Here is a 20,060-nt window from a genome sequence, read left to right on the forward strand (position 1 = left end):
CGTCACCCGTCCATCCCACGCCTGAGGGATTCCGCTCCGGATCACGAAGCGGTGGACGGCGGCCACCGGGATCCACGCCTCCGCGCGCGGCGCTGCACGCGTTGAGGCCCGGCCACAGGTCATTCCTTTCAAGGCCGGCCGTGGGGGCCGGCCCGCACACAAAAGAGACCCTCAGCGTCGTACTGTCGCCAAAGGGTCCCCTGGGTGCTACAGGCGCTGATTCACCATACGGCAGGACACCGCCCGGTATGGAAGGACTTGAGACGCGGATCACAGGTGATACTGGAACCGCGAACGATCTTTCGAAGGTCCATCACAGGATGGCACCCCACAGCCGCAGGTTCGTACAGGGGGTCCGCGGCGGGCCGGGCGGGCGGGCCGCCGCGGCGGATGCCCGGCTTGTCCGCAGGCGGGAGATCCTCGGGTCGATCACGCCCCGGGCGCTGCTCCGAGCGGACTACCATCAGCTCATGACCCGTGTACTGCTCGCCGAGGACGACGCGTCCATCTCGGAGCCGCTGGCCCGCGCACTGCGCCGGGAAGGGTACGAGGTCGAGGTGCGTGAGGACGGACCCACCGCACTCGACGCCGGCCTGCAGGGCGGCATCGACCTGGTCGTGCTGGACCTGGGCCTGCCGGGCATGGACGGGCTGGAGGTCGCCCGCCGGCTGCGGTCCGAGGGCCTCGCCGTGCCGATCCTGATCCTGACCGCGCGCGCCGACGAGGTGGACACCGTCGTCGGGCTGGACGCGGGTGCCGACGACTACGTCACCAAGCCCTTCCGCCTCGCCGAGCTGCTCGCCCGGGTCCGGGCCCTGCTGCGGCGCGGTTCCGTGGAGCCCCCGCAGCCGCCCGCGACGCACGGCGTGCGCATCGACGTCGAATCGCACCGGGCCTGGATGGGGGAGGAGGAGCTCCAGCTCACCGCCAAGGAGTTCGACCTGCTGCGGGTGCTGGTGCGCGACGCCGGCCGGGTCGTCACGCGCGACCAGCTGATGCGCGAGGTCTGGGACACCACCTGGTGGTCGTCGACCAAGACCCTCGACATGCACATCTCCTGGCTGCGCAAGAAGCTGGGGGACGACGCGGCGAACCCCCGCTACATCGCCACCGTGCGCGGTGTCGGTTTCCGTTTCGAGAAGAACTGAGCTCCGAGAAGGGCTGAGCGCCCGCAGGGGCCTGCCCGGGTAAGAGGACATGCGCCGTCGACTGATCCAGTCCACGCTCGCCGTGGTGCTCATCGTGATCGCCGTGTTCGGCGTCTCACTCGTGATCGTCGAGACCCGGACGATCAGCAGCTCCGCGCAGGAGCGGGTCGACCTGGAGGCGGTGCGGCTGGCCAGCATCGTGGACAGCCGGCTGCTCGGCACCGGATCGGTCGACGCCACGTTCCTGCGGGAGCAGGTCCGGGACGCCCGGTACGCCGAGATCCGGATCCCCGGCAAGCCGGTCATCGAGGTCGGCAGCCGGCCGACCGGCGAGGTCATCCGCGGCAAGGCCACCGGCGAGGAGGGCGAGACCGTCCTCGTCGAGGAGCCGAGCTCCGCGGTGACCCGTGAGGTCGGCCGGACCCTGCTGATCATCGGCCTGGTGGCGCTGCTCGCGGTGATCGCCGCGGTGCTGCTGGCGATCCGGCAGGCCAACCGGCTCGCCTCCCCGCTCACCGACCTCGCCGAGACCGCCGAACGCCTCGGCTCCGGCGACCCGCGCCCGAGGCACAAGCGCTACGGCGTCCCCGAGCTGGACCGCGTCGCGGACGTGCTGGACTCCTCCGCCGAGCGCATCGCCCGGATGCTCACCGCCGAGCGCCGCCTGGCCGCCGACGCCTCGCACCAGTTGCGTACGCCGCTGACGGCGCTGTCCATGCGGCTGGAGGAGATCACCCTCACCGACGAGCCGGAGACGGTGAAGGAGGAGGCGACGATCGCGCTGTCGCAGGTGGAGCGGCTGACGGACGTCGTGGACCGGCTGCTGACGAACTCCCGCGACCCGCGCAGCGGCTCCGCCGTCACCTTCGAGCTGGACGACGTCATCCAGCAGCAGATCGACGAGTGGCGCCCCGCCTACCGGAGCGAGGGACGGGCGATCGTCAGCTCCGGCAAACGGCACCTGACCGCCGTGGGCACCCCGGGCGCCGTGGCGCAGGTGCTGGCCGCGCTGATCGAGAACTCCCTGATGCACGGGGGCGGCACGGTGGCCCTGCGGACCCGGGTGACCGGCAACCAGGCGGTGGTCGAGGTCACCGACGAGGGGCTCGGCGTCCCGGCCGACCTGGGGGCGCGGATCTTCGAACGCGCGATCAGCGGGCGGAACTCGACGGGTATCGGCCTCGCCGTCGCCCGCGACCTGGCCGAGGCGGACGGCGGCCGGCTGGAGCTCCTCCAGGGCCGCCCCCCGGTGTTCGGCCTGTTCCTGTCGCGTACGCCGCCGTCGAAGAAGTCGTCCGGGGACTCGGGGGGGACGGTGCGCTAGGCGCATCGCCGCGCGCACCGCGCGGGGAGGGCGGCCCCGGCCGCCGTCAGCGCTGTGCCGCGGGGGCGCCGTCCGGGGCGCGTACGGCCGTCGGATCCTCGTGCTCCAGGAAGGTCTCCGCCCGCCTCACCGGCTCGCGGGCCGGCCGGGTGCGGAAGACCCAGCTGCGGTACGACCAGAAGCGGAACAGCGTGCCGATGCCGATGCCGAGGAACTTGAAGATGTTGCTCTGCAACGGGCTGTCCCAGCCGAAGCCGTACGTCGCCGTGTACAGCACGCCGTTCTCGATCACCAGCCCGACCGCGCTGAACAGCAGGAACAGCGACATCTCGCGGGTTTGGCGGCTCTTGTCGCGGTCCCGGTAGGTGAAGTAGCGGAAACCCAGGTAGTTGAAGGCGATCGCGACGACGGTCGCGACGATGCTGGCCCGCACCACGTGGAGCTCGGTCACGTGCCGTATCAGGTTGAAGACGAGGAGGTTGACCAGAACCCCCGCGCCGCCCACCGCGCCGAACTTCACGACCTCACGGACCAGCCCTTCGAGCCGGTGCCGCACCGGGCCGCGCGGGGCCGGGGGAGCGGGTGACGCCGGGGGCGTCGCGGGAGCCGTATGAGCACCCGAGGAACCATGTTCCATGGTCGTGCAGGCCCCCGTCCATCGGTTGGCGTCAATCCGTTCATGCTAACCACCCGGACGCGCGATCTTCCTGCGGACGGCCCCGGGGCGGCGGCCGCGGAGGGCGGGAGCGCCGGGGAAACGGCCGGTAAACAGGTGGGCCCCGCGCGGCCGATACGCTAGGGGGGTGACGTTCCCGGTAGTCGGTATGGTCGGCGGTGGCCAGCTCGCTCGTATGACACACGAGTCGGGCATCCCGTTGGGCATCAGGTTCAAGCTTCTCAGTGACACTCCTCAGGACTCTGCGGCGCAGGTCGTGAACGAAGTCGTCGTCGGCGACTATCGCGATCTGGACACGTTGCGCGAGTTCGCGCGCGGCTGTGACGTGATCACCTTCGATCACGAGCACGTGCCGACCGAGCACCTCAAGGCCCTGGAGGCGGACGGCATCCCCGTGCGCCCCGGCCCCGACGCGCTCGTGCACGCCCAGGACAAGGGCGTGATGCGCGCGAGACTCGACGCGATCGGCGTGCCCTGTCCACGGCACCGGATCGTGCGCGATCCGGCCGACGTGGCCGCCTTCGCGGACGAGGGCGAGGGTTTCCCCGTCGTCCTCAAGACCGTGCGCGGCGGTTACGACGGCAAGGGCGTGTGGGTGGTGGACTCCGCCGAGGAGGCCGCCGAGCCCTTCCGTGCCGGTGTGCCCGTGCTGGCCGAGGAGAAGGTCGACTTCGTCCGCGAGCTGGCCGCCAACGTGGTCCGCTCCCCGCACGGCCAGGCCGTGGCGTACCCCGTCGTCGAGTCCCAGCAGGTGAAGGGCGTCTGCGACACGGTGATCGCGCCCGCCCCCGGCCTCGACGGGGCCCTGGCGCTCAGGGCCGAGGAGATGGCGCTCAGCATCGCCAAGGAACTGGACGTCGTCGGCCACCTCGCCGTCGAGCTGTTCCAGACCCGCGACGGCCGCATCCTCGTCAACGAACTGGCGATGCGCCCGCACAACTCCGGCCACTGGACGATGGACGGCGCGATCACGTCGCAGTTCGCCAACCACGTCCGCGCGGTCCTCGACCTCCCCCTCGGCGACCCGCGCCCGCGCGCCCCGTGGACGGTCATGGTCAACGTCCTCGGCGGTGACTATCCGGACATGTACTCCGCGTACCTGCACTGCATGGCCCGCGACCCCCAGCTGAAGATCCACATGTACGGCAAGGACGTGAAGCCCGGCCGCAAGGTCGGTCACGTCAACACGTACGGCGACGACCTGGACGACGTGCTGGAGCGCGCCCGTCACGCCGCCGGCTACCTGAGAGGGACGATCACCGAATGAACGCGGTAAGCCCGGTGAGTCCGGTCGTGGGCATCGTCATGGGGTCCGACTCCGACTGGCCCGTGATGGAGGCCGCCGCCAAGGCCCTCGACGAGTTCGAGATCGCCTACGAGGTCGACGTCGTCTCCGCGCACCGCATGCCGCACGAGATGATCGCGTACGGCGAGCAGGCCGCCGGCCGCGGTCTCAAGGCGATCATCGCGGGGGCCGGCGGCGCCGCCCACCTGCCCGGCATGCTCGCCTCCGTCACTCCGCTCCCGGTCATCGGCGTGCCGGTGCCGCTGAAGTACCTCGACGGCATGGACAGCCTCCTGTCCATCGTGCAGATGCCGGCCGGCGTCCCCGTCGCCACGGTCTCCGTCGGCGGCGCCCGCAACGCCGGCCTGCTGGCCGCGCGGATGCTCGCCGCGCACGACGGAGAGCTCCTCGGCCGCATGCGCGAGTTCCAGCAGGACCTCAACGACCAGGCCACCGAGAAGGGCAAGCGGCTGCGCACCAAGGTCGAGGGGTCGGCGGCCTTCGGATTCGGGAAGTGAGGCCCGTGACCTCCCTCGACCAGGCCCGGGAGCTGCTGCGCGAGTTCCCCGTAGTGGACGGCCACAACGACCTGCCCTGGGCGCTGCGCGAGCAGGTCCGCTACGACCTCGACGCCCGTGACATCGCCGCCGACCAGTCCGCCCACCTGCACACCGACCTCGCCCGGCTGCGGGCCGGCGGCGTCGGCGCGCAGTACTGGTCGGTGTACGTCCGCTCGGACCTGCCCGGCGCGGTGACCGCGACGCTGGAGCAGATCGACTGCGTACGGCGGCTGATCGACCGCCACCCCGGGGACCTGCGCGCCGCGCTGACCGCCGCCGACATGGAGGCCGCGCGCGCCGAGGGCCGGATCGCGTCCCTGATGGGTGCCGAGGGCGGCCACTCCATCGACAACTCGCTCGCCACGCTGCGCGCGCTGTACGCGCTCGGCGTGCGCTACATGACCCTCACCCACAACGACAACATCGCGTGGGCGGACTCGGCGACCGACGAGCCCGGTGTCGGCGGCCTGTCGGCCTTCGGCCGCGAGGTCGTGCGGGAGATGAACCGCGAGGGCATGCTGGTCGACCTCTCGCACGTGGCGGCCACGACGATGCGCGACGCGCTGGACACCTCGACGGCGCCGGTGATCTTCTCGCACTCCTCCGCGCGTGCCGTCTGCGACCACCCGCGCAACATCCCGGACGACGTCCTGGAGCGGCTGCCGGCCAACGGCGGCATGGCGATGGTGACGTTCGTGCCGAAGTTCGTCCTCCAGGCGGCCGTGGACTGGACGGTCGCCGCCGACGAGAACATGCGCGCGCACGGCTTCCACCACCTCGATACCGGCCCTGAGGCGATGAAGGTCCACCGCGCCTTCGAGGAGCGCTCCCCGCGCCCGGTCGCCACGGTGTCCACGGTCGCCGACCACCTCGACCACATGCGCGAGGCCGCGGGCGTCGACCACCTGGGCATCGGCGGCGACTACGACGGCACGCCCTTCACCCCGGACGGTCTCGGCGATGTCTCCGGCTACCCCAACCTGATCGCCGAACTGCTCGACCGCGGCTGGTCCCGGGCCGACCTGGCCAAGCTGACCTGGAAGAACGCGGTCCGGGTACTGGGCGCGGCCGAGGACGTGGCCCGGGGTGTCCAGGCGACCCGGGGGCCGTCCAACGCGACGCCGGAGGAGCTGGACGGCTGAGCCGGCCCTCTCCGTCCTGGCCAGGGCGGGGCGCTCGTACCCCGAACGCCCCGCCCGCCAGGAAGCCGCTCCCGCTCCGTGCGACGGTGACCGTAACGCACGACGACCGTACGGAGCCGGCCATGGCAGACCTCCAGGACGACCTGCACACCAGCACCGGGGCCGGCGGGCTCGACGATCTGGCCGTGCCGCCCGCCGCGGAGGCCTTCCCGCCGGAGCCCTACGCGCCCGTGTCCGACCCCGACGACGAGCCGTCGGCCCGGGCCCACGCCGTGCTGGCCGCCCACCCCGTCGCCGACGGCTACAGCGGTCTGCCCCGCACGCTCAAGCACCTGCCCTGGTACGACCTGGAGCTCGGCGAGAGCGCCGTCGACACCGATCTGCCGCGACTGCGCGAGGGCCGGGTGGGCGCGCTGTTCTGGTCGCTGCACCTGCCCGAGGCCGACGGTGACCGGGCGGTCGGCGCGACCCTGGAGCAGTTGGACCTGGTCAAGACGGTGGTGCGGGCCTACCCGGAGGGACTGCGCCTCGCGTACGACGCCGGGCAGGTCATCGACGCGCGCAACTGCGGCCGGGTCGCCGTGCTGCCCGGCCCCGCCGGCGCCGCCGCCCTGGGCGACCGCCTCGGCATCCTGCGCTCCCTGCACGCCCTCGGCCTGCGCGTACTGACGCTGACCGGGGCGAGTTGGGCGAGCGAGGCGGGACTGACCCGGTTCGGCGAGGAGGTGGTGCGCGAGATGAACCGGCTCGGTGTCGTCGCCGACCTCTCCGGCGCCTGTGCCGACACCTTCCGCCGTACCTTCGCCATCTCCAAGGCTCCGGCGCTGTGCACCCGCTCCGCCGCCCGCGCCCTGCGCCCGCATCCCGCCAACCTCCCCGACGACCTGCTCGTCGAGCTGGGCGCGGCGGGGGGCCTGTGCATGGTGCCGCTGACCGCAGAACAGACCGGCCCGACCGTCCGGGACGTCGCCGACCATCTCGACCACGTCCGCACGGTGGCCGGCCCGCGGAGCGTCGGCCTGTCCGGCACCTACGACGCCGGCACCGCCCACCCGTTGGAACTCGGTGACGCCTCCTGCTACCCCCGGCTCATCGCCGAGCTGCTGCGACGCGGCTGGGACGAGGCCGACGTGGCCCTGCTGACCTGGGGCAACGTCCAGCGGGTCCTGCGGGGGGCGGCCTTCACCGCACGGGCGGCACAGCTGCGCCGGGAGCCTTCGACGGCGACGATCGCCGAACTCGACGGATGACCGTCACGCGTGCTCGATCCGGCACAGGCAGAACGGATGCCCCGCCGGGTCGGCGTACACCATGAAGTCCTTCTTCTCCCGGTCCTCCAGGTCCAGCGGCCGGGCGCCCAGCGCGAGCACCTTCTCGTGCGCCGCGTCCATCTCCTCCCAGGTCGCCCCGCCGTCGAAGTCGAGGTGGAACTGCTGGGCGTTGCGGTCGGCGCGCGGCCACTGAGGCGGGGTGAGCCCCGGCGCCCGCTGGAAGGACAGCCTCGGCCCGCCGGGCACCTGGAGCACCACCCAGTCGGGGTCCTGCTCGTCGGGGGTGCCGCCGCCGACCCGCGCGTAGAAGCGGGCCAGCTCGCGGGGCTCGGGACAGTCGACGACGACGGAACGCAAACGTGCCACGGGTGCCATGGGGAACCTTTCGGTGTGGGCGGTCCGGGTCTCGCTCAGCAGGCGCAGAGGCAGAACGGGTGCCCGGCCGGGTCCGCGTAAACCCGGAAGGTCCGGGCCCGGTCCTCCGCGTCCAGCGGCCTCGCGCCCAGCTCCAGCACGGCCTTCTCCGCCGCGTCCAGGTCCTTCACGTCGAGGTCGAGGTGGAACTGCTGCGCGCCGTCGGGCCCGGGCCACTTCGGCGGTACGAATCCGGGTGCGGCCTGGAACGCCAGCGTCCGCCCGCCCGGCAGCTTCAGGTCGACCCAGTCGCCCTCGCCCTCGACGGTGCCGCCGAGTACGGCGGCGTGCCAACGGGCGAGCGCGCGGTGGTTCACAACTGTTGGCCGCGGAGGAGCACGTGTGGGTGGTTTAGCTCGATCGTGTGGTCGTTGCCCTCCCGGCTTGCGGTGGCCTGGGCCATCCGGGCAACGTGATCGTGCGATCTGAGACGCGGATAGGGCGTCAGTGCGCGGGGCCCCCGTTCCACCGGAGTGATGATTCAGGGCCTCCCCGCCGCCTCTGGCTGCACCGATTGCTCAGATCGTGAGGGAACCGGCCTCCTAGGATCGGACCACGGACAGGATCCGTGTCGCTGCCCTGGGGTTGAGTACGCCGGAGACCAGTGCGCCCAAGACCGTTCGGGGCGTGCGGCTGAACGGACTCCAGGCCCGCTTGGTCCACAGGAACGGTCGGGACAGTCCAGGACAACGAACGAGTTGTTTGGCCTGGATCCCACCAGTGGTGACGGCCGACGCGGCCGACGGCTTCGCCGTCCTCGCCCCAGTCAGGGAGGTTCCCCTGGCTGGGGCGAGGACGGCGGACCCGGCTGAAGGCCTGTGAGGCCGTCGACTGCCACTGGGCGTACTACGACCGCAGCCCCGCCGGACGCGGGCGCTGGTGCTCGATGCAGGTGTGCGGGGCCCGCGCCAAGATGCGCCGGTACCGGGCCAAGGAGGCGTGATCCGCAGGGGGGGCCACCGGCCGCCGGGCCGCCCCGCGGGGCAGAACGCGGATGACGCGGGTTCGGCCGACTGAGCCCCGGCCGAACCGGCGTCACCCGTCGACCGGCCGGGCTACGCCGTGGGGCGGCCCATCGCCCGGTACGTCCAGCCGGCCTTCCGCCAGGCCACCGGGTCCAGGGCGTTGCGCCCGTCGAGGATCACCCGGGCCGTCACGGCCTCGCCCAGCGCCTCCGGGTCCAGCTCGCGGAACTCCCGCCACTCCGTCAGGTGCAGGACGACGTCCGCGCCCCGCACCGCCTCCAGCGCGGAGTCGGCGTAGCCGAGCGTCGGGAACAGCCGCCGGGCGTTCTCCATGCCCTTGGGGTCGTACACCGTCACCTGGGCGCCCTGGAGGTGCACCTGCCCGGCGACGTTCAGCGCGGGGGAGTCCCGTACGTCGTCCGAGTCGGGCTTGAAGGTGGCGCCGAGCACCGCGATCCGCTTGCCGAGGAGGGGGCCGCCGCCCAGCGCCTGCCGGGTCAGCTCCACCATCTGGCCGCGCTGGCGCATGTTGATGGAGTCGATCTCGCGCAGGAAGGTCAGCGCCTGGTCGGCGCCCAGCTCACCGGCGCGCGCCATGAACGCCCGGATGTCCTTCGGCAGACAGCCGCCGCCGAACCCGATCCCCGCCCGCAGGAACTTCTTCCCGATCCGGTCGTCGTACCCGATCGCCTCCGCCAGTTTCGCCACGTCGCCGTCGGCGGCCTCGCACACCTCCGCCATCGCGTTGATGAAGGAGATCTTGGTGGCGAGGAAAGAGTTCGCGGAGGTCTTCACCAGCTCGGCCGTCGGGAAGTCGGTGACGACGAACGGCGTGCCCTCCGCCACCGGCGTGGCGTACACCTCGCGCAGCAGCCGCTCCGCCCGCTCGCTGCGCACGCCGACCACGATCCGGTCGGGGTGCAGTGTGTCCTTGACGGCGAAGCCCTCGCGCAGGAACTCCGGGTTCCAGGCCAGCTCGGCGTCGTGCCCGGCCGGCGCGTGCTCGGCGAGGTAGGCGGCCAGCCGGTCGGCGGAGCCCACGGGCACGGTCGACTTGCCGACGACGAGCGCGGGACCGGTCAGGTGCGGTGCCAGCGAGGCCAGCGCGGAGTCGACGTACGACATGTCGCACGCGTACTCGCCGTGCTTCTGCGGCGTGTTCACGCACAGGAAGTGCACGTCGCCGAAGGCCGCGACCTCGGCGAAGTCGGTGGTGAAACGCAGCCGCCCGCTGGATCCCTCGATCCCGGCGACGTGCTTGCCCAGCAGCTCCTCGAGCCCCGGCTCGTACATCGGGACCTGGCCCCGCTGGAGCATCTCGATCTTCTCGGGCACCACGTCCAGACCCAGCACCTCGAAACCGAGCTCGGCCATGGCCGCCGCGTGGGTCGCGCCGAGATAGCCGGTGCCGATCACAGTGATCTTGAGGGCCATGGGTGCTCCAGAGGTGTACGGCGAAGGTGCGCGCCCGAGCATATCCGGGACGCGGGAGAACCCTTCCGGTCGGCTGTCGTCAAGCTCACCTATCCACGGACGTGGACGGGGCTCTAAAATTTGGGTTACTTAACGGTAGTTAGCGTGCCCAGCATCACAGCGTTTTGGAGCGTGAGAGACCTTGGCCGGATCGGCTGACTTCGACCTGTACCGCCCGTTGGAGGAGCACGACATGCTCCGGGACGCCGTCCGCTCCCTGGCCGAGGCGAAGATCGCGCCGCACGCCGCCGCGGTGGACGAGGAGGCCCGCTTCCCCCAGGAGGCCCTCGACGCCCTGACCGCGAACGACCTGCACGCGGTGCACGTCCCCGAGGAGTACGGCGGCGCGGGCGCCGACGCCCTCGCCACGGTGATCGTCATCGAGGAGGTCGCCCGCGTCTGCGCGTCGTCCTCCCTGATCCCGGCCGTGAACAAGCTCGGCTCCCTCCCGGTGATCCTCTCCGGCTCCCAGGCGCTGAAGAAGAAGTACATGACCCCGCTCGCCAAGGGCGACGGCATGTTCTCCTACTGCCTCTCCGAGCCCGACGCGGGCTCCGACGCGGCCGGCATGAAGACCAGGGCCGTCCGCGACGGCGACTTCTGGGTCCTCAACGGCGTCAAGCGCTGGATCACCAACGCGGGCGAGTCCGAGTACTACACGGTGATGGCCGTCACCGACCCCGCCAAGCGCTCCAAGGGCATCTCCGCCTTCGTCGTCGAGAAGTCCGACGAGGGCGTCTCCTTCGGCGCTCCGGAGAAGAAGCTCGGCATCAAGGGCTCGCCGACCCGCGAGGTCTACCTGGACAACGTCCGCATCCCCGCCGACCGCATGATCGGCGAGGAGGGCACCGGCTTCGCCACCGCGATGAAGACGCTGGACCACACCCGCATCACCATCGCCGCGCAGGCCCTCGGCATCGCCCAGGGCGCCCTCGACTACGCCAAGGGCTACGTCAAGGAGCGCAAGCAGTTCGGCAAGCCGATCGCCGACTTCCAGGGCATCCAGTTCATGCTCGCCGACATGGCCATGAAGATCGAGGCCGCCCGCCAGCTGACGTACGCCGCCGCGGCCAAGTCGGAGCGCGGCGACAGCGACCTCACCTTCCAGGGCGCCGCCGCCAAGTGCTTCGCCTCCGACGTGGCCATGGAGGTCACCACGGACGCGGTCCAGCTCCTCGGCGGCTACGGCTACACCCGTGACTACCCGGTGGAGCGCATGATGCGCGACGCGAAGATCACGCAGATCTACGAGGGCACGAACCAGGTCCAGCGCATCGTCATGGCGCGCAACCTGCCCTAAGGCCCGGCGAGACGCACGGGCCGCGCCCCCGGCCCTCCGTCGGAAAGCGTGAACGATCGGCCACTGTCGTCCCTCAGGCGCTCAGATGAGCGCCTCAAGGACACTGGCGGCCGATCGTTCACGCTTTTCGGGCCGGACGGTCAGTCCTCGTACCCCTCCGCCACCCGCTGCTCCCGCAGCTCCATGATCGCGCGGCGGCGGGCCAGGCGGTGGGTGCGGCGGATCTGGGCCTCCTGGTAGCGGCGCTTGTCCTTCCCGGTCTCCGGCAGGACCGGCGGCACCGTGCGCGGCTTGCCGTCCGCGTCGACCGCGGCGAAGACCAGGTACGCCGAGCCGACCTGGGTGGCGGGGGTGGACTCGTTCCAGCGTTCGGCCAGGACCCGGACGCCGACCTCCATGGAGCTGCGGCCGGTCCAGTTGACCTGGGCCTTCACATGGACGAGGTCGCCGACGCGGACCGGTTCGAGGAACGCCATCTCGTCCATGGACGCGGTGACGGCGGGGCCGCCGGAATGCCGTCCTGCCACGGCCCCGGCCGCGTCGTCGACAAGCTTCATGATCACTCCGCCGTGCACCGTGCCCAGGAGGTTGGTGTCGCTGTGGGTCATGATGTGGCTGAGGGTGGTGCGGGACGCCGAGGTCGGCTTGCCCGGGATCTCCGGAGTCGCCGAGTGCGCGGCTGAGGCCTGTTCTGCCTGGTCTGTCATGGCATCCACCTTATGCCGGGACGACATCGGAGTAATTTGTGTCAGCTTCGCAACAGCGCTGACCCTATTTTCCGACGGCCCTTATGGCCCGTGGCGCGGACCTGCACACTGGTGCGCATGACTGATTGGCCCGAGGCATCGACCGGTGACAACCGCGGCGGCCGGTACGGACGCGGCAGTGCGAGCGCGCGACCCGAGAGCGCCCGCGTGATGCGACAGGTCCGCCGCGGCCAGGCGCCCCCGCCCGGCCCGGGCCCCTCGGCGCCGCCCTACGGCGGCGGAGTGCCGCAGCAGCCCTCCTACGTCGACGGTCACGGCGGCCAGGACACGTACGACAGCGGCTACAACACCGGCCAGGTCTACGGCAGCCCCGGCGGCCGGGGCTCCGGCCCGGGCCCCGGCGGTCCCGGTCCGGGCCGGCCCGCGCCGGACTGGCGGCGCCGGATCAAGTGGACCGCGATCACGGTGGTGACCGCGCTGGTCGTCACCACCGTCGGCACCTACTTCTGGGCCGACTCCAAGCTCAACCGCGAGGTCGACCTGTCCAAGGTCATCGAGCGGCCCGGGGCCGGTGAGGGCACGAACTACCTGATCGTCGGCTCCGACAGCCGCGAGGGCATGACCGACGAGCAGAAGAAGGACCTGCACACCGGTTCCGCCGAGGGCAAGCGCACCGACTCGATGATGATCCTGCACACCGGGGACAACGGGTCGACGCTGATCTCGCTGCCCCGTGACTCGGACGTGGAGATCCCGAGCTTCGTCGGCTCCGAGTCCGGCAAGAAGTACGAGGCCACGGGCCGGCGCGTGAAGCTGAACGCCGCGTACGCGGAGGACGGCCCCGAGCTGCTGGTGCGGACCATCGAGCACAACACCGGACTGCGCCTGGACCACTACGTGGAGATCGGCTTCGCCGGCTTCGCGAACATCGTGGACGCGGTCGGCGGCGTCGAGATGGACATCCCGCAGGACATCAAGGACCCCAAGTCCGGCGCGGACCTCAAGAAGGGCAAGCAGACCCTGAACGGCGAGGACGCCCTCGCCTTCGTCCGCACCCGCTACGCGCTGGCCGGCTCCGACCTGGACCGTACGAAGAACCAGCAGAAGTTCCTGTCGGCGCTGGCGAGCCAGGTGGCCACCCCGTCGACCGTCCTCAACCCGTTCAAGCTGTACCCGACCATGGGCGCAGGCCTGGACTCCCTCATCGTCGACAAGGACATGGGCCTGTTCGACCTGGCCGGCATGTTCTGGGCGATGAAGAGCGTCAGCGGCGGCGACGGCACGTCGATGAACATGCCGGTCTCGGGCAGCGTCGGCGGAAACCTCAAGTGGGACGACGCCAAGGTGAAGCAGCTCGTGGAGCAGCTGAAGAACGACGAGAAGGTCACCGTCAAGGGCAACTGACGCCGGGGCGCACGCCCGGCCCCGGTCACCGCTTCCCGCAGACCACCTCGTCGCCGCGCACCACGGTGCCCGACTCCTGCGGCGGGTCCGCCGGCCGCACCTTCACGACCTTCTCGAAGCCGGCGCCCGCGATCACCTTCAGCGTGGGGCCCTGGCCCTCGACCGGCCGCAGCTCGCTGCCCGGCAGGGCGGCGGCCAGCGACTTCGCCGAGCGGTCCCAGCGCGGGTCGAAGGCGACGACGGTCCGCTCGACCGCGCGGTCGACGGCGTTCCTGGGGACCCGGGTGGTGCGGAACCCGGCCGCGGCCAGGGCGTCGTCCACCCGCTTGCCGAGCCCCGGCGTGCGCGTGCCGTTCTCCACCTGGACCCGCACCTGCTTCGGGTCCACCGGGACACGTACCGGCGCCGGGCCCTCGGGCTTCGGTTCGGGCGCGGCCAGCCGCCTGTCCTCACGCAGGGCGTCGAAGATCCGCTCGGACTCGGCCGGGTCCCACTTCAGGGTCGAGCCCACGCCCTTGACGTCGTGGCCCATCTGCCCGATGGGCACGGTGGTGAACTCGGACGAGGACGGCGAGAAGTTCCGCATCGCCCGCCCGAGCGCCAGCAGCTCGTCCGTGCCGAAGCCCGTGTCGGCCCGCACCGAGCCCAGCACCGCCTGGGTGACGTCGCGGAACTTGAGTGGGTTCAGCAGCAGCCCGGAGGAGGTCGCCCGGTCGATCAGGGCGGCCAGGAAACGCTGCTGGCGCTTCATCCGGCTCAGGTCGGAGGCCCCGTCGAGGTGGCGGGCGCGGACGTACTGCAACGCCTGCCCGCCCATCAGCCGGTGGGTGCCGGCCGGCAGGTCGAGCCCCGTGTGGCCGTCCTTGAGCGGCTCGACGGTGCAGATCTCCACCCCGCCGAGGACGTCCACCGTCTTCATGAAGCTGGTGAAGTCGACCTCCAGATAGTGGTCGATCTTCACGCGGGTCATGTTCTCGACGGTGCGGATGGTCAGCTGCGGGCCGCCCTCGGCGTAGGCCGCGTTCAGCTTGAGGGGGTGCCCCTCGTGCCGCTCGCCGGAGGTGCGGTCGGTGTGGTCGGGCGTCTCGGCGTACGAGTCGCGCGGCAGGCTGACGACGCTGGCGCGCTCCCGGTCCTCCGAGATGTGCACGATCATGACCGTGTCGGTGCAGTGGCAGGGGGCGCCGCCGAGGCGGTACTTCTGCCGCTCCTCCTCGCTGATCCGGTCGCGGCCGTCGGTGCCGACCAGCAGGATGTTCATGCCGTCGCCCGCCCGCGGCCGGTTCTTCATGTCCTTGAAGGCGTCGACCCGCGAGATGTCCGCGTCGAGGCTGGAGAGCACGGCGTGCCCGATCCCCGCGGAGGCGAGCACCACCACCGACAGGGCGGTCACCGCCCGCATGGCCCAGCGCGGCCTCTTCCGTCGTACGGGGGGCCTCGGCGGGCGGCGGGACGGACGCGTGGTGCCGGGCCGCGGCTCGGGGCCGCCCCGGGGGGACGCGGCCGGGACCCGGGGGGAGCGGGGCGGCGTGGGCAAGGTGACACCTCCGCGGGGACGGGCCGTGCGGCCGGACGTGGGATCCGTGAGCACCGTAGGCCCATACGATCTGCTGCCCGGGGCAGCGACCCCCGCGGCGCGCACCCTTGTCCCCCGTTCGCGGTAACGTGAGCACCGATGAACGCCAAGTCCGACGTGCGGCCGCCCGCCGTTTCCGTGATCATGCCCGTCCTCAACGAGGAGCGGCATCTGCGCGGCTCAGTCCGCGCCATCCTCGCCCAGGAGTACGCCGGCGAGATGGAGGTCGTGATCGCCCTCGGTCCCTCCACGGACCGTACGGACGAGATCGCCGCAGAACTCGTCGCCGAGGATCCGCGCGTGCACACCGTGCCGAATCCCACCGGCCGTACGCCCGCCGCGCTGAACGCCGCGATCAAGGCCTCGCGCCATCCGGTCGTCGTCCGCGTCGACGGCCACGGCATGCTGTCGCCGAACTACATCTCCACGGCCGTACGGCTCCTCGAGGAGACCGGCGCGCAGAACGTCGGCGGCATCATGCACGCCGAGGGCGAGAACGCCTGGGAGGACGCCGTCGCCGCCGCGATGACGTCGAAGATCGGCGTGGGCAACGCCGCCTTCCACACGGGTGGGCAGGCGGGTCCCGCCGAGACGGTGTTCCTGGGAGTGTTCCGCCGCGAGGCGCTGGAGCGGCAGGGCGGCTACAACGTGGAGTTCATCCGCGCCCAGGACTGGGAGCTGAACTTCCGCATCCGCGAGGCCGGCGGTCTGATCTGGTTCTCGCCGGAGCTGAGGGTGTCCTACCGGCCGCGGCCGAGCGTGCGGGCGCTGGCCAAGCAGTACAAGGACTACGGCCGCTGGCGGCACGTCGTCGCCCGCTACCACTCCGGCTCCATCAACCTGCGCTACCTCGCCCCGCCGACGGCCGTGTGCGCCATCGCGGCCGGTGTCGTGGTCGGCGCGGCGCTGACCCCGTGGGGCTTCGTGATCCCCGGCGGCTACCTGGCCGCGATCGTGGCCGGCTCGGTCCCGGCCGGCAAGGGGCTGGGACCGAAGGCGCGGGCGCGGATCCCGGTGGCGCTGGCGACCATGCACATGTCCTGGGGCTGGGGCTTCCTGACCAGTCCGCGGTCGCTGGCCAAGCGGGTCATCGCCTCGCGGCGCCCGGCGGTCCAGCCGGACGCGGACGCCGCCGGGGCGCGGTGACGGGCTGCCGCGCCTCGTGGTGACGGTCGTCGCGGTACGAGGTGACGGCCGTCAGGACCAGGTGAACGCCGGGTTCACGTGCATGCAGGCGTCCTCGTCCGCGCCGTTGAGGGCCTCGGCCGACTCCGGGGTCCTGTCGTCCTTCACGGGCGCCTTGTACGCCGTACCCTCGCGCCAGTCGGCTCCGACGACGAGCGTGACATCCGAGACGTCGGTCGACCTGTGCACCGAACTCGCGGGAATCCCCAGGGACTTGGCTATGCGCCGCGCGTCGCCCTCCAGGTCGGCGCTCGGGTAGCGGACGACCGTACGGTCCTCGCTGGGCAGCACCGAGGAGTCGGCGACCGCCTTGGCGAAGCCCTGCTCCACCAGGAGTCCGGCGACCGTGGTCGCACGTCCGCGGGCCAGGCCCAGACGGTCGGTGCGGGTGCCGTTGCGGACCTGGACCGCGATCTCGTCGTCGGCGGCGGCCGGGTCGTCCGGGACCTTCGGCTCCTCCTCAAAAGCCTTCTTCTTCGCGTCCTTGCCGTCCAGCGCGATGTCCTCCCGCACCAGCCGGAACAGCTGCTCCGCGTCCTCGGTCGGCTCCACGCGGGCGCCCACGTACCGGTTGGGCATCGTGGTCATGGTGATGCGCTCCGGCTTCACCCCGCGCAGCTCGTTGCTGAGGTCGTACAGCTTCTTGACGGTGTCGAGGCCCGGGTCGACCGTGAGCGCCCCGGTGGCCTCCTCGGCCAGCCTGCGCAGCTTGTTCGGGCTGCTCAGGGTCGCGTTCTCGCGCAGCGTCCGGACCATCGAGTTCAGGTACATGTGCTGGGCCTTGGCCCGCGCCAGGTCGCTGCCGTCCGCGAAGCCGTAGCGGGTGCGCAGCCACTGGAGGGCCTGTTCGCCCTTGATGGGATGTGTGCCCTTCTCCAGCTTCAGACCGGAGCCGTGGCCCTGGCTGTCGCGTGAGTGGATGTTGGCGTCCACACAGACGGGGACGCCGCCGACGGCGTCCGCCATCGACACCACGCCCGCGAAGTCGACCATCATGAAGTGGTCGATGTGGATGCCGGTCAGCTCCTGCCAGGTGGCCACCGTGCAGCCGGGACCGCCGTGTCCCAGGCTCTGGTTGGTCATCGTCCGGCCCTCGCTCGCCGGGTAGACCTTGCCGTCGTCGGGGTCGGTGCATCGGGGTATCTCGACGAGGGTGTCGCGCGGCATGCTGACGACCGACATGTTGCTGCGGTCGGCGGACAGGTGCACCAGCATCTGCACGTCCGCCAGCGGGGTGGAGCCGAACGTCTCGCGGGCGCCGCCGAGTTTCTGGTTCTCCTCGCTGTTGCGCGCGTCCGAGCCGATCACGAGGATGTTCAGCGGGGTCTGCCCGGCGGCGTTCGGTGTCGGCGGGGCGACCTTGCTGTCACCCAGGTTCAGCGGGACCTTCTTGATGTTGTCGTTGAGGTGCTCGTAGTAGAGGTATCCGGCGCTCGCCGTGCCCACTATGAGCACGGCGAGGGTCACCGCGGTCCAGCGCAGCGCACGGCGCCTCCTGCGGGGCCGATGTCTGACGGCTTCGGCACCGCTGTCGCCGTCGTCGGTGCCGGGGGTACCCGTGGCGTCCGCGGCGCTTGTGGTGCCCGCCTCGCCCGCCGTCTCCTCCGCTCCCTCGACGGTGCTCTCCACACGCTCGGGGGCATCCGATGCGCCCTTCCGCGTGTCCTCCCCCTGCACACTGCTCCGCGTCATGTCCGCGTCCCTCCCCACCCCCGCGCCGAGACCGCGGGCCCGTCACCGTCCCCGTCCTGTGAGACGTACGACAGGCCCGTCAGGTCAACTGGCGCACTGCTTCTGGTCGGCCGTGGACTTCGGCAGGTCCGGCGTCTCGATCGATTTGGCGTTGAGTTTGACGCCGGCGCCCTTGAAGTCCTTGCCGAGGGTGAGGGTCATGGTGGGCAGGCCCTGGGCGTTGGTGGTGCTCTCGCCGGGTTTCATGGCGGCGCCGGACAGGCCGAGGATCTCGGCGAGGGCGCGCGCCTGTGAGGCCTGGTCGGGGGCGTATTCGAGGGTGGTCCTGGCGATTTCCGCGTCGGCGTTGCCGGCGTTCTCGGACTTGGTGACGCCGGCCCGGGTCTGGAGGTAGGTCAGTTCCTGCCCCGCGCTGCCGCTGGGGGCGCCGCCGTTGAGGACGCGGACGCGGACCTCGGAGGGGTCGGACTTCTCGCCCTTGAGCCGGGCGGAGACGGCCGCGGCCTCCTTCTTCTCCTGCTGCTTGACCTCGGTGAAGGAGATGTCGTTCGCGATCATTTCGAAGACCTGGGGTGCCTTCGCCTCGTTCGCGACGACCGTCGCCTTGACCTTCTCGGCGGGGTTGTCGACCACCGGCACCGTGGCGAACGTGATGTTCTTCGTCGGTACCTTCTTCAGCTCCAGGGCGATGTCCTTGAGCGTGCCCACGTTGCCGATCGGCTCGTCCACGGTCAGGGCCTTGGTCGCGGCCTCGGCCAGCTTCACCAGCTTGGTGGGGCTGGTGAGCGTGTCGCTCGAGGACATCTTCCGCATGAGCGAGCCCAGGAACTGCTGCTGCACCTTGATGCGGTCCAGGTCGCCCTCGTTGCCGAAGGCGTGCCGGGTGCGGACGAAGGCGAGGGCGTCCTCGCCCTTGACCACGGACTCGCCCGCGGGCAGCTTGAGTTTGGACTTCTTGTCGTCGACGGCCTTCTCCACGCAGACCTCGACCCCGTCGACGGCGGTGGTGAGCGTCTTGACCGCGTTGAAGTCGGCCATCATGAAGTGGTGCGGCTGGATGCCGGTCGCCTCCTTCACCGTGCGCATGGTGCAGCCCGCGTTCCGGCCGCCCTCGCCGAGGCTCCTGTTGAAGCGGACGTCCTGCTCCCCGGGGACGACCGTCTTCGTTCCGTCCTCCTGCGTCGTCTCGCAGTCGGGGATGTCGACGATCAGGTCGCGGGGGATGCTGAGCGCGGTGGCGTTGGAACGGTCCTTGGCCACGTGCAGCAGGATCGTGGTGTCGGCGTGGCCGACGCTGCCGGCGTCGCCGTAACCCTCGTTGCCGGCGCCGGTGCGCTTGTCGGTGCCGATGATGAGGATGTTGAAGGCCTCGTCCTTCTTGAAGCTGCTGCTGCCGGCGTTGCCGACGTCCGTCGTCGAGACGTTGCCCTCGAGGTGCTTGAGGTAGACGTAGCCGCCGGCGCCGGCCACCAGGACCACGAACGCCGTGCTGCCGCCGGCCCACAGCAGGGCCTTCTTGCCCTTCGACTTCTTCTTCTCGGGCCGGCGCCCGCGCCGCCCCGGCGCCGTCTCCTCGGGTACCGGCCGGCGCCGTCGCTGGGGCGGGACCTCGCGGCCGGGCGTGGCCGTACGGCGACGTGCCGTGCCGGCGCTGCCGTCGGCGGCGGAGGGGGCCGTGGCGTCGCCTGCGCGGCGGGCGCCCCTGCGGGGGCCCGGGACGGCCGACTGCGGTGCGGAAGGGGACAGTCGCAGTTCGTATTCACCGGTGCGCGGATTCAGTACCCACTGGTCTGCGGGATCGACATTGTCTGCCCGCCCACGTCCTTGCGCGTCCACGGTCTCCCAATCCTCCGGCGGCGCCACGCGGCACCTTCCCCGGAAGGTGCACGATAAAGGGTCAACATGTGCACGACGCCAGGGCGGACCTCGCGGCGGGGG

17 protein-coding genes and 1 pseudogene are annotated in these 20,060 nt (G+C 71.4%); 10 read left to right on the plus strand and 8 right to left on the minus strand.

From position 1 onward, the window contains the following. The first annotated feature begins 470 nt into the window (after positions 1-470). Together ACH4NX_RS17285 and draK are read left to right on the plus strand one after the other, a co-directional pair. A complete protein-coding gene (locus tag ACH4NX_RS17285) occupies positions 471-1,148 on the plus strand; it encodes a response regulator transcription factor (RefSeq protein ID WP_351388796.1) in 678 nt (225 codons plus the stop codon). Positions 1,149-1,197: 49 nt separating this feature from the next. Then, a complete protein-coding gene (draK, locus tag ACH4NX_RS17290; protein WP_351388794.1) occupies positions 1,198-2,472 on the plus strand; it encodes a two-component system sensor histidine kinase DraK in 1,275 nt (424 codons plus the stop codon). Positions 2,473-2,518: 46 nt separating this feature from the next. Here draK and ACH4NX_RS17295 read toward each other — a convergent pair whose 3' ends face one another. Next, positions 2,519-3,109 carry a GtrA family protein gene (locus ACH4NX_RS17295; protein WP_351388791.1) on the minus strand — a complete coding sequence of 197 codons (591 nt, stop codon included), beginning with the start codon at positions 3,107-3,109 and terminating at the stop codon, positions 2,519-2,521. Between the two features lie 166 nt (positions 3,110-3,275). Here ACH4NX_RS17295 and ACH4NX_RS17300 point away from each other — a divergent pair, with 166 nt between their 5' ends. The 4 genes from ACH4NX_RS17300 to ACH4NX_RS17315 all read left to right on the plus strand — a co-directional run bounded on the left by ACH4NX_RS17300 (position 3,276) and on the right by ACH4NX_RS17315 (position 7,385). Then, positions 3,276-4,415: a 5-(carboxyamino)imidazole ribonucleotide synthase gene (locus tag ACH4NX_RS17300; protein WP_351388789.1), complete on the plus strand. Its 1,140-nt coding sequence runs from the start codon at positions 3,276-3,278 to the stop codon at positions 4,413-4,415. Then, positions 4,412-4,951: a 5-(carboxyamino)imidazole ribonucleotide mutase gene (gene purE / locus ACH4NX_RS17305; protein ID WP_351388786.1), complete on the plus strand. Its 540-nt coding sequence runs from the start codon at positions 4,412-4,414 to the stop codon at positions 4,949-4,951. Before ACH4NX_RS17300 ends, purE begins: the two co-directional genes overlap by 4 nt. A gap of 5 nt (positions 4,952-4,956) precedes the next feature. Beyond that, positions 4,957-6,135 carry a dipeptidase gene (locus ACH4NX_RS17310; protein ID WP_351389363.1) on the plus strand — a complete coding sequence of 393 codons (1,179 nt, stop codon included), beginning with the start codon at positions 4,957-4,959 and terminating at the stop codon, positions 6,133-6,135. A 122-nt stretch (positions 6,136-6,257) separates the two neighbouring features. Further along, entirely contained in the window at positions 6,258-7,385 is a 1,128-nt protein-coding gene (locus tag ACH4NX_RS17315; protein ID WP_351388783.1) for a dipeptidase, read from the plus strand. A 3-nt stretch (positions 7,386-7,388) separates the two neighbouring features. On the opposite strand, the gene ACH4NX_RS17320 is transcribed toward ACH4NX_RS17315, so the two are convergent. Together ACH4NX_RS17320 and ACH4NX_RS17325 are read right to left on the minus strand one after the other, a co-directional pair. Further along, entirely contained in the window at positions 7,389-7,781 is a 393-nt protein-coding gene (locus tag ACH4NX_RS17320) for a VOC family protein (RefSeq protein WP_351388781.1), read from the minus strand. Positions 7,782-7,816: 35 nt separating this feature from the next. Continuing rightward, the gene (locus tag ACH4NX_RS17325; RefSeq protein ID WP_398127654.1) at positions 7,817-8,137 is read right to left on the minus strand and encodes a VOC family protein; all 321 of its coding nucleotides are present in this window, start codon (positions 8,135-8,137) and stop codon (positions 7,817-7,819) included. Between the two features lie 385 nt (positions 8,138-8,522). Between ACH4NX_RS17325 and ACH4NX_RS17330 the strand changes: the two are divergent. Continuing rightward, a pseudogene (locus tag ACH4NX_RS17330) lies at positions 8,523-8,763 on the plus strand (CGNR zinc finger domain-containing protein); the annotation flags it as partial. 112 nt (positions 8,764-8,875) lie between these two features. Here ACH4NX_RS17330 and ACH4NX_RS17335 read toward each other — a convergent pair. Continuing rightward, positions 8,876-10,219 carry a UDP-glucose/GDP-mannose dehydrogenase family protein gene (locus ACH4NX_RS17335; RefSeq protein ID WP_351388773.1) on the minus strand — a complete coding sequence of 448 codons (1,344 nt, stop codon included), beginning with the start codon at positions 10,217-10,219 and terminating at the stop codon, positions 8,876-8,878. Between the two features lie 181 nt (positions 10,220-10,400). On the opposite strand from ACH4NX_RS17335, the gene ACH4NX_RS17340 reads away from it, so the two are divergent. Beyond that, the gene (locus tag ACH4NX_RS17340; RefSeq protein WP_351388770.1) at positions 10,401-11,558 is read left to right on the plus strand and encodes an acyl-CoA dehydrogenase; all 1,158 of its coding nucleotides are present in this window, start codon (positions 10,401-10,403) and stop codon (positions 11,556-11,558) included. Between the two features lie 140 nt (positions 11,559-11,698). Here ACH4NX_RS17340 and ACH4NX_RS17345 read toward each other — a convergent pair whose 3' ends face one another. Further along, positions 11,699-12,265 carry an acyl-CoA thioesterase gene (locus tag ACH4NX_RS17345; protein ID WP_351388768.1) on the minus strand — a complete coding sequence of 189 codons (567 nt, stop codon included), beginning with the start codon at positions 12,263-12,265 and terminating at the stop codon, positions 11,699-11,701. Between the two features lie 117 nt (positions 12,266-12,382). On the opposite strand from ACH4NX_RS17345, the gene ACH4NX_RS17350 reads away from it, so the two are divergent. After that, a complete protein-coding gene (locus ACH4NX_RS17350) occupies positions 12,383-13,669 on the plus strand; it encodes an LCP family protein (protein WP_351388766.1) in 1,287 nt (428 codons plus the stop codon). Between the two features lie 25 nt (positions 13,670-13,694). On the opposite strand, the gene ACH4NX_RS17355 is transcribed toward ACH4NX_RS17350, so the two are convergent. Next, entirely contained in the window at positions 13,695-15,071 is a 1,377-nt protein-coding gene (locus ACH4NX_RS17355; protein ID WP_398127655.1) for an LCP family protein, read from the minus strand. Between the two features lie 273 nt (positions 15,072-15,344). Here ACH4NX_RS17355 and ACH4NX_RS17360 point away from each other — a divergent pair, with 273 nt between their 5' ends. After that, positions 15,345-16,391, plus strand: a complete 1,047-nt coding sequence (locus ACH4NX_RS17360; RefSeq protein ID WP_351388761.1) for a glycosyltransferase family 2 protein — start codon at positions 15,345-15,347, stop codon at positions 16,389-16,391. 51 nt (positions 16,392-16,442) lie between these two features. Here ACH4NX_RS17360 and ACH4NX_RS17365 read toward each other — a convergent pair whose 3' ends face one another. Both ACH4NX_RS17365 and ACH4NX_RS17370 read right to left on the minus strand, forming a co-directional pair. Next, complete coding sequence (locus ACH4NX_RS17365; RefSeq protein ID WP_351388758.1) at positions 16,443-18,122, minus strand: LCP family protein; 1,680 nt, start codon at positions 18,120-18,122, stop codon at positions 16,443-16,445. Between the two features lie 84 nt (positions 18,123-18,206). Then, positions 18,207-19,958 carry an LCP family protein gene (locus tag ACH4NX_RS17370; RefSeq protein WP_351388756.1) on the minus strand — a complete coding sequence of 584 codons (1,752 nt, stop codon included), beginning with the start codon at positions 19,956-19,958 and terminating at the stop codon, positions 18,207-18,209. Positions 19,959-20,060: the final 102 nt, after the last annotated feature.

It is taken from the genome of Streptomyces sp. NPDC017225, assembly GCF_044331465.1.
Classification (GTDB): Bacteria; Actinomycetota; Actinomycetes; order Streptomycetales; family Streptomycetaceae; genus Streptomyces.